Here is a 13,973-nt window from a genome sequence, read left to right as displayed (position 1 = left end):
AAATTAATAATTAAAATAAAATTCTTTTTAATTTTAAACTCTTATTCATTATAACCTGTAATTTGGTTATATAAGAATCCATATCATAGACTTTAATTTTTTCTGAATTAATTCTTCCTTCAGAAATTCTTAATATCTCTGACATAATTAATTTATCTAAACTATCAAACAATTCTCTCTCATTGTTTTCTATTAAAAAACTTGAATTACTCAATAACTGAACGCAACCCGGATGGTTTGAAGCAACAACGGGTAATCCATATAACATATATTCCATAACCGCATTTGGCATTCCTTCTATTCTGGAAACCAATACTCCAATATCCAAAATATTTAAAACCTCTTCAACTTTAAATCCTGAAAGAAGTAATACTTTGGAACTCATATTATTATTTACTATTTTAGCCGATAAATATTGGTATTTTTTTTGAGTGGTAACAGTATTATTCTTATTTCCTAAGAACACTAGATTAATATTGTCATGCTTCTCAATTAACTTTTCAAAAACATTCAATAATAGTTCATGATATTTCTCCGGGCGATAATGTGCTATCATACCTATAACCAATGAATTTTTAGGAATTTTAAATTTTAATTTTAGTTTTTCTTTATCTAAAGGATGGTGACTAATAGAAATATACTGGGGTAATATATTTAATTTTTGAGGTTCAATAATATATAAATTCTTAAACATTTCCAGGCCATTGCTAGCATTTGCGACGACGCAAGAGGTGTTTTTAGCTGCAATACTTTCCAAAACATCCAAACTAAGCACATCTAATCCTAATTGGTGCCAGAAAGTGAATTTTACAGAAGGGATTAACCAATACAAATAAAAAGCTACTTTTGATGGGAAATTTAAAAATGGAATAATAATATCTGGTTTATAAGGTTTTAAACCTTTTTTTAAATTAAAAAGATATGATATTGATTTGAATAATCGTTTTATATTTATGAGAGTAAGTTCTTTTTTAAAAAGTAAATATGGATTATCTAAATATAGGGTATTTATAATATGGCATTCTTTGGCAAAATCTTCAAATTCTTTGGTAGTGTCACCAGAGGATGTCAACAATAAATTTACTTTACAATTATATTTTTCAGTAAGGATCTTAGAAATCCCCAAGCCCTGTCTTTCTGCGCCACCAAGCGAACCTGCATGTATAATTAATAATATATTTTTTTCTGAAAATTCCATTTAGTAGCTTTTTAAGTCCTTTTTTTTATAGAAACTTAATTTCAGGGGTTCCTTATCTAAACGAACTTTTGAATTTTTCAATCATCTTTTTTTTCAAAACAAAAAATATTTCATTTATAGGTAAAACCAATAGAATTTTCAATCTAAATAAATAGTCTATTCCATTTCTCTTGTTTGTAAAAAATAAATCGTAAACGAAATTTCTTTTTAATGTCTCTAAAATTTTAGTCAATTCTTTTTGATCAAATATTGGTTGTTTTATATTAACTAAAAGTAAATTATTGAGCCACTTTAAAAAAATCGCACATTCTTGAAGTTCTATAGCTTCATTTGAGAAAAGTATTCTTTTAATGAACTCATCCTTAAAGATTTCGTTATCATATTTTATCATATGAAACAATCTTAATTTTAAGCTTATATCTACCTCTAACCTTTTGTTTTTAATATCACTTGACAATTGCTTAGAATGCACTCTATATAGCAACAAAACCTCCTGAATATTATACATCTTACCTTCCCAACCTATTCTAGTCCAAAATTCATAATCTTCCCCATATTTGTAGGATTCATCATACAAATAAGCATCAAAAATTTCCTTCCTAATTATAACTGTTGGATTTGCGAAAGGATTTCTTAATAACATTTCCACTAAAATAGCTTTATGATTTTCTTTATACTTAATTATTTTTTTTTTAGCTCCAAAGTATTCAATATTACTCCCACACACAATTATATCTTCATTCTCTTCCATAAAAGTTAATTGCGTTTCTAATCTTGTTGGTAATGCTATATCATCACTATCCATTTTTGCAATATACTTCCCTTTTGCCTTTCTGATTCCTAAATTCGTTGACGCAGCAACACCTAAATTTATTTTGTTTTTAATTAACTGTATTCTAGAATCATAAAACTGACTTATAATTTTTACAGTTTCGTCATTTGATGCATCGTCAATAATAATTAATTCAATTTTAGTATATGTCTGCTTTAAAATACTTTCAACTGACTCAATAATGTACTCTTCACGGTTAAAGACTGGTAATATTACTGAAATTAGAGGCTTCATTATTTGATGATTATTACTTTTTTAATATCCGTATTACCAAGTCTTTTATTGTTTTTTTTAATGAGAATTTATTTCTTAATATTTCAACTTCAAAAAATAATTTATTTTCATTTATCATTTTATTATTTACTTTAAAAAATCTTCGATATAAATATTTTTTGGAAATTTCTACTAATCGCGTGCTTTCTCCGAAGTGAATTTTAAAATATGATTCAATTAATTGCCAGCTTAAAATTGCGTGATCCATTTTCAGTTCTGTACTCAAATAACTCACACTATCCTTATTGTTCCTTCTGTAATAAACAAGGGCGTCATTTACAAAAATGACGGTTTTGGCTTTAACAAAAATCCTAGCAAAAAATTCACCATCTTGATTTATTGTTAAATTTTCCATCCAGTTACCTGCTTGACATATTAATTCTCTATTCACTAGATAGGCATGTGCCGGTAAAAAACCACCTGATACAGCTAAAGCATCAATGAAAGCTAGAATTTTATCAAAATTTTTATAGACTTGGTATTCATTTGTAAATTCAACTTCTTCCACTTGGATATCAAAGAATTGCCATCTACAAATAGCGATTGTTGCTGAATTAAATTTTAATAATTGTATTAATTGCTTTTCAATTTTATAAGAATCAATGATATCATCACTATCCAACCACTGTATATACTTCCCCATACTCATTTCAAACCCAAAATTCCTGCAGGCATTCGCACCCTTAAGTTGGCTGATTGGTCTATGGTAATATTTAATTCTAGAATCAATTTCCGAATAAAACTCTATCAACTCATCCGTAGCATCCTCAGAGCCATCATCTACTATAATACATTCCCAATTTTGATAAGTTTGGGCAAGTACGCTATCTAATGTTTGTCCAAGTAGGAAAACACGGTTATAGGTTGGAATAATAATAGAAACAAGAGGTTGCACTTAGAGATCAGCTTTATGTTTGCAAGATAAGAAAGAAATTGTAACGCTGTGCCATTGTTACTTATTGGTAAATCATTAAGTGTTTGTCCCTATTTATCACGCAATCCTAATCACCAAATTATCACATAAATTTTTATGTAAACTTAAAGCGCCCCACGCAGCATTTTCATTAGGATTTAATTAATTTCAGAAAGCCTAACCTTCTTGCAATAATTACCACTTAATGAAAAGTATGAGATCGAAATTACAACTATTTCACAATTAAGAAATATAATAAAAGATTGTGAACCAAGACCGCTTTATAGATTCTCAAAATTCAAATAATTTAAACCAGGGGATTTATTTATTTCTCGGCTAAGTAGTACTTCAGATTTTAAACTTTTAAATATTAAATATTCATTTTTAAAAAAAGTAGCTCTTTTAAGATCTAATTTTATAGTTGATTTTATCCAAGCATTTCTTCTTTTGCGAATTATATTATCAATATTTGGATCCCAAATCTTATTAATATCTGCATAAGTTAATTTAAGTTGTCTTTCCATTGCCTGAAAATAATCCCTGTCAGCATTTGCTACTTCCTTAGCAGATCTGTTTTCCCGGTCATGAAAGAGTACAGCATTTGGAACAACTCCAATTTTAAAACCATAGTAATTTACTCGTTGACAATAATTATCGTCTTCTCCATAATGAAAAAAGATAGGATCAAATCCTCCAACTTTTTCTATACATTTTCTTGATAATAACCATCCCGCGGCGTTAACAAAAGGAACTTGATATACTTGCTTCAGAGTTTTATTCAGCACATAATCTGAAAAGAAATCTTTATTACCTGAGTAATTTAGATAATTTGAAAAATTAGCATCCAATCGGGTCCCGGTTCCATTTAAATGTATAGGACTGAGAATTCCATATTCATTATTCTCATTTTGAAAGTCAATTAGAATATCAAGACATCCTTCTTTTAAATACGCATCCTGATTTAACAAAAAAATATGTTCAGCCCCAGCCTTAAGAGCAAAAGAGATTCCGATATTATTAGCTTGCCCAAACCCAAGGTTTTCCACTTGCTCTAATAAAGTTACCTTGGAATAATTTGAACTTATAAATTCTTTAGTGTTATCTTGAGAATTGTTATCCACGATTATTACCTTATATCCATTTAAACTAACCAAGCATTTATTTATCCACTTCATGGAATTAAAGGTTACAATAATTACAAAACAATTGATGTTGCTCATTTTTATTATAAATTGCCTGTTAATTCATCGTAGTTAATTTCATTTACTTTTAACCAAGTTCTTGAATCATTGCCATTAACTCCATCTAAAAGACTTCCAAAATCAAATAAAAAAACATTTTTACTTCTAGTATAGTGGTGCAATCTTTTCATTAATGCTCTGCCAGAACATCCCATTGCAATACATACTACACAATGAGAAATTTTATCTATAGCTTCAGTTGATTCATTATGTATCCTATCTATCTCTGAATAAGCATTAGTTGAAGGCGTTTTAATGTGAATACTATCTCCAAAAAGTAGCTCGATAGATTTAGATGTAAAATTTTTATTACCAACAAAAACCTTAGTATTTGCTTTTAGTACTTTCAAAAATGAATTTGCTCTATGAACTTTATTCGTTGCTATAAAATGAAGCGCAACAGGACTATAAATTTTATGACCTATAAAATACGGAAATGTAGCATAAAGTAGTTGTTTTGCAAAATGATCTTCATTTTTATGATTCCCGTTAAACATTCCATTGTCATAACCAAATAGGTTAGAATGAATTGGTAACGTCTTAAAAATATTTTTTCCAGCAAGGCCAAAAGCCTCTGAAATTTCAATAGATAGCTTTCTATTTGCATTCTGAAAAGAATCATTCTTTAATTCCATTAAAAAAACGTCTCCATCTCCAAATCTAAAATAAGCACCACCTCTTTGTCTTTCAATACATTCTTCAATTTCATCAAGGGTATCGTAAGTTGTCTGAATTTTAATAGTATCGAAATAATTTTTGAATAAAATATTCTTAACAATTAGCTCTGTGTCCCCTTTAAAAAACTTTTTAGTGAAACATTTTTTGATATTAAATTTGATCTTATTTATATATTCTTTTCCCATTTTGAATTTAAGTAAACTTTTGCATGTTTTGGCAGTCTTTTTGTCCTCTTTGTAAAGTCTCCTTGCTCAACATAAAAGGAAAGTAAATTTTTTATTTCATACAGCGTTTCATCTTGTCCTTTACCAATCCACAAATTAACACTATAAAAGCCAGGAGTAAACACAACGGGATCTGTTCTTATATGTATTTTAACAATACTTTTAATTTTCAAATTCGTAAAGTAACATCCGTCGTCCTCATTTGTAATATGCGACATTAATTCCGTATGAACATTAAGAATATCAAAAGCTATCGATAAATCCTGGATATCATCATTAATCTCCAAAATAAGGAAAATATCAAGTTTTTCGCCAAGCAGAATTGATTGATTGGATTTAAATTCTTTTCCAAAAACAAAAAATTCCCCTTTAATTATTTTAACAGAATTAGTTTTATTGAAATGTGTAGCTTTTTCTGTTAAGTCTTTAGTCTCAGAAGAAATATAAAAATCCACACCTTCATTGACTTCTCCTTCGAATATTGAAATACCATTTTCCAAAACTAACAATTTTGAACAAAGTTGTTTTATTGAACTCATATTATGACTCACAAATAGTACCGTTCTTCCTTCTCCTATAGACAGATCTTGCATTTTACCAATGGCTTTTTTCTGAAATTCGGCATCTCCTACAGCCAAAACTTCATCTACTACTAAGATCTCGGGCTCTAGGTGAGCGGCTACAGCAAAACCCAAACGAACCGTCATCCCACTGCTATATCTTTTAATTGGAGTATCCATATACATCTCGCATCCGGAAAAATCTATTATCTCATCAAGTTTACGTTTAATTTCTACCTTAGTCATTCCCAATACCGCGCCGTTCATGAAGATGTTTTCCCTTCCCGTAAGATCTCCATGAAACCCTGTGCCAACTTCCAGCAAAGAAGCAATTCGACCCCTTGTTTTAATACTTCCAGTAGTAGGGGAAGTCACCCTTGATAATATTTTGAGCAAGGTAGATTTCCCTGCGCCATTTTTCCCAATTATCCCCAATACTTCCCCTGTTTTAACTTCAAAATTGATATCATTGAGAGCCCATACATAATCTTCAAGTGCCTTGGAGTTGCGATTATTTACAGCACCAACTTTCAAATAGGGATCTTCCTTTCCTCGCAGGCTTGCCCACCAACGATTAAGATCGTTACCGATTGTGCCGGTGCCAACCTGACCTAGACGGTATTGTTTGGAGATGTTCTCAGCTTTTAGAATTATTGACATAGTTGTGGCTCACTTTAAATGGATAGTTAAACATAAGTAAAAGAATAATTTACTTAGTTCCAATTATGGTTATAATACTGGAAATTTTATAAATGGATATGATAATCATGATCAAAACAAATCTTTTTACTTCTTATTAAATAAAGATTCTTTAAAGGAACTTAATATTTTCTTGAAATATAAATAGCCGATTTTTTTATGAGTTGCTATATTATTTATAACTTTTCTTAATCCTTCCGAATATTGACCATTTCTTAAATAATGAAATTCATTAGGCTCAATCCAAGAACCACTCCATAAATGAACAGCATGACTGTCCAATTTTAAATAATTTTTATAGTTTTTTATGTCCTTTCTGTTTTCAAAATTTAATGGGTAAAAATAGGATGGAGGATAGATTACAATGTCGTAAATTTCGACTTTCTTCTTAAAAATAAGATCAGAATCATTTCTATCCCTAATTTCTTGTGTTATGATCCTTGGAATGCAAATTTCTTCCCAATTTGTTTCATTATTTAAATTTAAATTTTCATATTTTAAAAGGCATTCTTTTATGAAATAATGATTTTTAAATACCCCAATAATAGCAGCATTTATAAATATTTCATTTTCAGCACCAAAAAAACATTTATCTTCCAAAAAATTATCCAATGATTTGAGAATTAACATATCTGTGTCTAAATATATACCTCCGAATTCATATAATATTTTTAGCCTAACAAAATCAGAAACAAAAGCCCATTTCTTTAGCTTATATGTAATTTTTAAAAAGGGATGTTTTAAATTGGTATTTCTTTCGTTCCATTCTATGATTTCATAATCTGGTAAATATTTTCTCCAACTAGAAATACAATCTTCTACCAATTGAGGTTTTTTTTTATTTCCAAACCAACAATAATGTATTACTTTAGGTATACTCATATTAATTTAATTCGGCACAAATCTATTCCTACCGTATCATTCCCTTCATTAAATAATGAATATCCTTCCCGAATTAAAAGTTTTTTAGAAGCATTTATGTCGGCTTTATCCAAATTAGAATGTTCATATTTAATAATTAGTGGTTTGATAATAGTATAATCTAACATTTTTAGAATTTCCAAATCATAACCTTCAGTATCAACTTGTAAATAATCAATTTTTTTATTCGAATAGAAATCTGTAATAATATTCATCAGGGTATCTGCTTGTACATGTTCTTCTTCCATATCCTCTTTTGAAATATTCGTCTTGTTATGGTGATTTTCATCGAATGAGGCGATCCCCTTTACCCAATCATAATATTTGTGCCTACTAGAATTTTTGATTTTAAAAATTTTTTTTGATTTTTCAAAAGAATGTATAGCTTTATTGATTTTTATAATATCTGGGAAGTCTTTATAATTATTAACCAACTCTTTAAAATAATCTGAAACGGGCTCAATAACCACTCCTGAAGATTTACGGGTTATCACGAATTCATATAAGAAGTCAAAACTTATTCCATCGTTTGCTCCAACTTGAATAAAATTAAATTCCTTTTTTCTATGAAAATTTCGTTCTAAAATTTTTTGACTTGAAAATATTTTCTTTTTCAAATCAAAACCTCGTCCAAATTTATTTAAAATTTGAATTATAAGAATTAATAATTGATTATTTAAATAATTCATTTCCTTTTAATACTTAATATTTTATTCTTTAGTTAAGAAAATATATCTAAAATTCGGCTTTCCAATATTGGTAGTATGTTATTTAAATAATTTTTTATAATTAAATAATATAGCTGGCCAGAAGCTTTTCAAAATTTATCTATTGAAACTTTCACATCACTTGGAATTTTAAATACCGCTTCTAATAGTTTTTTCGAGCAGTCCATTTAATCTTTCGGGATAGGATAAGATTCAATAATATAAGAAAGGTCGATTTTATTTTTGAAAATAGTTGATCAGTATGCACTATATCCTCTGAATATAATTCGGGGTTAATTCCAATAATTCTTTATCGCATAAAGTGCCTTATCATCTTTTAAGTAATATTTACATATTCCTTGAAAGATGAATTAAACATTTTTGATTATTCTACTGTGATTGATCGGATATTTAAGTTATATTTTTTATTAATAAATGCAGTATAACATTGATTTTCCCATTCTTTTGGGTTCTTTGTAATTTCCAAATGCTTTATGGTTCTAGATCCCTTTATTCTTATGATTCTAATTTCACCCAGATCTGAAACTCTGAGTTTCTCTTCTCTTTTTTCTATATCCAGATCGTATTTAGCAAAACTCCCGTTTTTAAAATCAGAATATAAATCTAAATAATTTTGATTAGTAAAAGGCACAAGAAGAAAAAAGAAGATAAATAAACCTATGCTAATTTTCTTAAAGAATTTAACTTTTTTAAATACCATTCTTTTATTAAAAAAAATTGTTGAGTTCAATAAGTTGATAAACAACAGTATTAAAAAAATAATATGTATCATATTTCCAATTCGTCCATCGTTAATTTTTACATATCCAGTTGCATAATATGGAACAGCGATTACAGATGCCAATAAGATTATTGAAATACCGAAAAGAAGTATGGGATGAATACATTTATAAGTTTTAATCCTCTGATTTCTGGTCTCATCAAATATAAACAGGAACAATCCTATATATAGAAGGAAGTATGGAAATTCAATCAGGCTTTTCAAAGTGAACATTCCAGAGGACAAAACTGATGATTTTAAGGAATGCAGGAGGTCTCCCCCTTCAGCATAATATGTTTGTCTGTTGCTGTTACCAGGAGCAAGAATAACTATTAGAGAAGAGAACCAACTAATTACATTTATAAGTAAATATTTTAGATTGATTTCTTCATGAAAAATTATTTTTTCTAATAAAAATCCAAATAAGATTAAATTAGTAATTGGAATAAGCATTTCATTATTCCCATTTAATAGAATGACCAATAAACAAATTATAAAAATCTGGTATGGATTTTTATAATTTAAATTAAAAATCATGATTAAAAATAGAAGGAAGAAAATAATACTTATTAAATAAACGGTAGATGCCGCATACCAGTAAAAAAATTCATAAACTGATGGTAATTGACTGATCAAAGCAATGAAAAATAAAACAGATATTAAAAGACATTTAGTTTTGCTTATTGCTATTTTAAAATAATCAAAGGACTTGTTAATAAATAAATAGGATATAAGTCCTAATCCAACAATTAAAATTTTTAATACCAGTCTATTAATTTCGAGGTTATAAAGTGGAAGATAGCTTATAAAGCCATTTGTATATCTTCCTGTAATATTCATATACCAATAGGCAACATTTTCAAAATAATGATCAAAGTCAGCAGGTACTCTGCAAAAATCATCAGCGGCAAAATGGGTATATTTTATAATATAGAAAAATGGCAAAATAAAAATTAAGATTGCGGCAATTGAAAAGGACCAATAAAGCAATTTTTGATTTTTCACTCGAATAGTATATTTTCTTGTAATTAAAATTTAAATAATTCTGAATTCATCATATTTTACCATACCCTAACTTTTCGTTCTATAGGCAATCATCAGATATAATTCAATAAAATAAATTGATCCGCTTTGGTCAAAGTCCTACCTCACTTCTTCACTACTCTTCTGTAAATTATCAACTGACATCTGGCGAAATCCCGATTCCATTTTCCCGGCAACCGTTTTTCCTGTTTTAAAGCCCAACGTTTAAAGTTATTTCTTCTTTCACCCCATCCAAATAAGCGGCTATATCGTTCAAGCGTACCAACGGGAATAATTTCTATTTCACTAAAAAATTCTTCACCTGCTTTTTTCCAATGTTTAGAACTAAAACTTCTGTCTGGATGGGGGTCTTCATCTTTCCATTTTTTGAAAGCTAATTTATTAAATTTAGATGGTCTGTCCCCAACTGGGATATGCCATCTAATTTCATCTAAAAGTTTTGAATTAACCGCCGGTTCAAAAAAACGTGCTTCTCCTTCCGGTGTCAGAAGCCTAGCTGTTTCCTTTAAAAAACTCTGTTCTACAGGAACGGTTAAATGATGTAAAAATGCTTTGCCTATGACATAGTCAAATTGTGCAGCAGATAGGTTATTATCTAAAAAATCCCCTTCAATGAATTTAATCGGGAATTTAAACTCGAATTTATCATTGAGCTCATTTATTATTTTTCCGCTTGCACTGGCGATGTCATTGGCATAAACTTCAGCTCCCAAAGCAGCCATCACCGCGGCGTTGGTACAATCTCCGCAGCCCATTTCCAAAACTTTCTTACCCTTTATTTTCTCCCTGAAATTATTTTGGTAGAGCGCAAACCAACTCGTTTCCGTTGTAGTTGCCGATTCGAGAAATTTATCGATGTTATTGATCCAATACAGAATATTGCTGATGGGATACTTAGCGTAAAGCGTTTCGTAATGTGCCTTATTTTTTTCCTGATTAAGATCTTTAGACATGGCTGTAATAAAACGGCAATTTAGATATTATAATGAGAACTGATTGTTCATTGGTTGTGGTTTCTTGTTTATTGTTCATTGTGTGGAATTTGTAATTTTGTGTTTAACGTCTTCGCGAGGCATTTTTGCCGAAGCGATCTCATGAATGCTATTTTAAATCATGAGGCTGCTTCGGTCATTTCACTCCCTCGCAGACCCGTATCGCGAGGCATTTTTGCCGAAGCGATCTCATGAATAGAACTTCAAATGATGAGGCTGCTTCGGTCGCCATGCTCCCTCGCAGACCGTTTTCTCGAGGCAATTTGCCGAAGCTATCTCATAAATAGAAGTTCAAATCACAGCATTACCTTATTACAGCGTCACATCATCACTATTCCTAAACGGGCAACTTTCTATCAAACCTTTTTGTATTTCTTTTATTTTTGAACCTTTGGGTAGGTTTTCATGCTTATCTAACAGTTCCTGCAGTCTTTCCAGAGAATATTTATCCCTGATAAACTCCGCCTGATAGAAAGGAATTTCTACAGATTCCAGATAATCCCGGTATTTAATTCCGTCTCCAAAGATCTTATCTGAAAACTCTACCCAAATACTGGGAATACCATAAGCGTGGGAAACTATCACTCCATGCAAAGAGGAAGAAATAGTTCTTTCGCAACTCAAAATTTCTTTGGTAACTTCTTCCACATCCAGCGTCATTAGGTCAATAACCAGGATTTCGGTATCATTTTTATATAGATCTAAAACAAATTTAAAATCATGATAATGCGGAATGATCCCTAATTTGTATTTTTTCTCGGCTTCGGGATGATAGTATTTTGGCAGCAGTAAAGCAGGATCCCCGTAAACTTCGGGGCACTCATAACCGAGTTTCAGTAAAAATTTTCTGGTTCGAGGTCCGCGAACGGCCCTGTAATCTGCCTTTGTAATATGTTGTTCTTTATCAATAATTCCGCTTCCCCAGACAATACTGTTTTTGGAAGCGTGGTGAAGTATACTGCCTATAGTGACATAATTTGTTTTATCCCATTTGTACCAGGGCTGTTTTTTTGGATGAATCCATTTCATCTCTTTCCCCGAGATCTTTTCTACCAAATATTTAGAAAGCAGATCTCCATAGTTCTCTTTTTGTTTAAAGATGAATTTTATCTCACTCCAGTAAAATAGGGGTATTTTATCTTGCATTAATTAAATGGTTTATATTACCAGTTTTCTCTCCAATCAACATTTTGTTTGACGACAATGGCCTAGTTTCCTGCAACAATGTTTCCTTTTGTCAATATTGATTTACTGACTACACTCCCCAGACCAATCAAATTATCATTCTCTATAGTAACACCTGGAGCAATACTGGTGTTAGAACTAATATATACATTAACCTTAATATTAATTCCCAAATCTTTAGTTCCTTTTTTCGTATGTATTGATCCGTGCGTCCAAAATTGGCTACCACGTCCAGCAATCCATATGTTATTACCAATCGTGATATTATTCCAAAGGTCTATAAAATGATCATTTATAATTCTGGAGTTCTCCCCAATTGAGAATGATGATTTTCCAAATATATTATTGCCACTATGAATTTTAGTATTACTACCCACAGAAAATGAATCACACGAAATGATATTATTATGTCTTATTATAACATTATTCCCTAGAGTTACACTGTTACAATTAATTAGGCTTCTTCCAATTTTTACATTAGATCCAACATTATATTTTAACAGCCATTTGTATAAAAAAACTCGCAAAGTATTAGTAGGAGTATTTTTAGTATTTTAACTATCAATATTTTTTTCATTGTTTTTTCTCATTGAATATTAGAAATATTTCTATATCGAAATTCACCTTTCAACAATTTTCTGTAAATTATTGAAAAATCTGGTTCCTATCTCCCAAAAATTCAAAGATTCATTTTAATTTAAAATATTCCTATTGTTTCACATGATTAAATGAGTAATATCGAACTAATACAATTGTACAATTTCTAAAATTCTATATTTGTTAAAATAATTAGCGAAGAATCTAGTATTGAAATTAAAAAAATCTTCATTCTCCTTCCCGATGGTGCTGGATCGCTAAATTTTGCATTTACTTCTTTTGTAGAGGTTGAAGAGCAATTGGGCTGGGAAGTGGTTTTCTGGAATCAAACCCCTTATGACCTGATTGAATTGGGGTTGATGGAAATAAAGCTAAAATTTTTTCTCAAACATAACAAAAATGTTATATATTTAAATTGATGAATTCGACCGATCTTATTAAAATGAGTAAAAAGGAAGGTTGGTAACTGGTTCGGACAAAAGGAAGTCATCACCACTTTAAACATCCGACTCAAAAAGGACTTGTTACTATTCCTCATTCTAAGAAAGATGTTTCGAGAGGAACGGTAAAATCTATCCTGAGAAGCAGGAGTAGAATATTTTAAATAAAAGGCCATGAAAAATAAGAGCATAGAAGTTTATGTAGAGAAAGCGGTAGACGGAACCTATTGGGGCACCACTCAAAATCTGCCGGGGGTAGTAACCGCATTTGGAAACTCCCTAGAGGAATTAAAAATAAATTTACAAGAAGCTTACAGCGATTATCTGGAAATGGCAATAGAAGTAAACGAAGAATGGATCCAAGAGGTATTACATGCCAATGTTTTTGTGTATCGTTTAGATATTCAAGCACTTTTTAAACTCATTCCTGAAATAAAAATTTCCAGTTTGGCAAAAAAGGCCGGAATAAACGAATCCTTAATGAGGCAATATGCTACAGGAAAGGCGAATGCTTCGGAGGAGAGGGCCAAGAAAATTGAAAAAGCCCTTCATGAATTGGGCAACGAATTATTGTCAGTTACTTTCTAAGTCAATCGGTTATCGGTTATCGGTTATCGGAAAAATAAAAATTTGAATCGCAAATCAAAAGTTTATTTTTATATACCTCACTTTTTCACTTTTTAACTCC

At 30.1% G+C, this 13,973-nt stretch carries 14 protein-coding genes; 2 read left to right on the top strand and 12 right to left on the bottom strand.

Going from position 1 to position 13,973, the window contains the following annotated elements; translation table 11 throughout:
* Nucleotides 1–10: 10 nt before the first annotated feature.
* The 12 genes from ES724_RS08150 to ES724_RS08095 form a co-directional block, all read right to left on the bottom strand.
* Entirely contained in the window at nucleotides 11–1,198 is a 1,188-nt protein-coding gene (locus tag ES724_RS08150; protein WP_146931958.1) for a glycosyltransferase, read from the bottom strand.
* 52 nt (nucleotides 1,199–1,250) lie between these two features.
* Entirely contained in the window at nucleotides 1,251–2,264 is a 1,014-nt protein-coding gene (locus ES724_RS08145) for a glycosyltransferase family 2 protein (RefSeq protein WP_146931948.1), read from the bottom strand.
* A gap of 13 nt (nucleotides 2,265–2,277) precedes the next feature.
* Nucleotides 2,278–3,198 carry a glycosyltransferase family 2 protein gene (locus tag ES724_RS08140; RefSeq protein ID WP_146931946.1) on the bottom strand — a complete coding sequence of 307 codons (921 nt, stop codon included), beginning with the start codon at nucleotides 3,196–3,198 and terminating at the stop codon, nucleotides 2,278–2,280.
* A 299-nt stretch (nucleotides 3,199–3,497) separates the two neighbouring features.
* Nucleotides 3,498–4,436: a glycosyltransferase family 2 protein gene (locus ES724_RS08135; RefSeq protein WP_146931944.1), complete on the bottom strand. Its 939-nt coding sequence runs from the start codon at nucleotides 4,434–4,436 to the stop codon at nucleotides 3,498–3,500.
* Nucleotides 4,437–4,441: 5 nt separating this feature from the next.
* The gene (locus ES724_RS08130; protein ID WP_146931942.1) at nucleotides 4,442–5,320 is read right to left on the bottom strand and encodes a GT-D fold domain-containing glycosyltransferase; all 879 of its coding nucleotides are present in this window, start codon (nucleotides 5,318–5,320) and stop codon (nucleotides 4,442–4,444) included.
* A complete protein-coding gene (locus tag ES724_RS08125; protein ID WP_146931940.1) occupies nucleotides 5,302–6,579 on the bottom strand; it encodes an ABC transporter ATP-binding protein in 1,278 nt (425 codons plus the stop codon). The genes ES724_RS08130 and ES724_RS08125 overlap by 19 nt, the downstream gene beginning before the upstream one ends.
* Nucleotides 6,580–6,705: 126 nt before the next feature.
* A complete protein-coding gene (locus ES724_RS08120; protein WP_146931938.1) occupies nucleotides 6,706–7,500 on the bottom strand; it encodes a glycosyltransferase family 32 protein in 795 nt (264 codons plus the stop codon).
* Nucleotides 7,497–8,228, bottom strand: a complete 732-nt coding sequence (locus tag ES724_RS08115; RefSeq protein WP_146931937.1) for an FkbM family methyltransferase — start codon at nucleotides 8,226–8,228, stop codon at nucleotides 7,497–7,499. The genes ES724_RS08120 and ES724_RS08115 overlap by 4 nt, the downstream gene beginning before the upstream one ends.
* A 403-nt stretch (nucleotides 8,229–8,631) precedes the next feature.
* On the bottom strand, nucleotides 8,632–10,032 hold the full coding sequence (locus ES724_RS08110; RefSeq protein WP_146931935.1) for a DUF6056 family protein: 1,401 nt from the start codon (nucleotides 10,030–10,032) through the stop codon (nucleotides 8,632–8,634).
* A 143-nt stretch (nucleotides 10,033–10,175) separates the two neighbouring features.
* Nucleotides 10,176–11,024 (bottom strand): class I SAM-dependent methyltransferase, encoded by an 849-nt coding sequence (locus tag ES724_RS08105; RefSeq protein WP_146931933.1) that lies wholly within the window; start codon nucleotides 11,022–11,024, stop codon nucleotides 10,176–10,178.
* A 351-nt stretch (nucleotides 11,025–11,375) separates the two neighbouring features.
* Entirely contained in the window at nucleotides 11,376–12,209 is an 834-nt protein-coding gene (locus tag ES724_RS08100) for a polysaccharide pyruvyl transferase family protein (RefSeq protein WP_146931931.1), read from the bottom strand.
* A gap of 62 nt (nucleotides 12,210–12,271) precedes the next feature.
* Nucleotides 12,272–12,625, bottom strand: coding sequence for an acyltransferase (locus ES724_RS08095; RefSeq protein WP_146931929.1), 354 nt, complete (start codon nucleotides 12,623–12,625; stop codon nucleotides 12,272–12,274).
* A 686-nt stretch (nucleotides 12,626–13,311) separates the two neighbouring features.
* On the opposite strand from ES724_RS08095, the gene ES724_RS08085 reads away from it, so the two are divergent.
* Together ES724_RS08085 and ES724_RS08080 are read left to right on the top strand one after the other, a co-directional pair.
* A complete protein-coding gene (locus ES724_RS08085; protein ID WP_246136847.1) occupies nucleotides 13,312–13,449 on the top strand; it encodes a type II toxin-antitoxin system HicA family toxin in 138 nt (45 codons plus the stop codon).
* Between the two features lie 10 nt (nucleotides 13,450–13,459).
* Nucleotides 13,460–13,873: a type II toxin-antitoxin system HicB family antitoxin gene (locus tag ES724_RS08080; protein WP_146931928.1), complete on the top strand. Its 414-nt coding sequence runs from the start codon at nucleotides 13,460–13,462 to the stop codon at nucleotides 13,871–13,873.
* The last annotated feature ends 100 nt before the right edge of the window (nucleotides 13,874–13,973 follow it).

The organism is Gillisia hiemivivida, assembly GCF_007997295.1.
In the GTDB taxonomy this organism is placed as follows: domain Bacteria; phylum Bacteroidota; class Bacteroidia; order Flavobacteriales; family Flavobacteriaceae; genus Gillisia; species Gillisia hiemivivida.
Note: the sequence above shows the minus strand (reverse complement) of the source record. Positions and strands in the feature narration are given on the sequence as shown.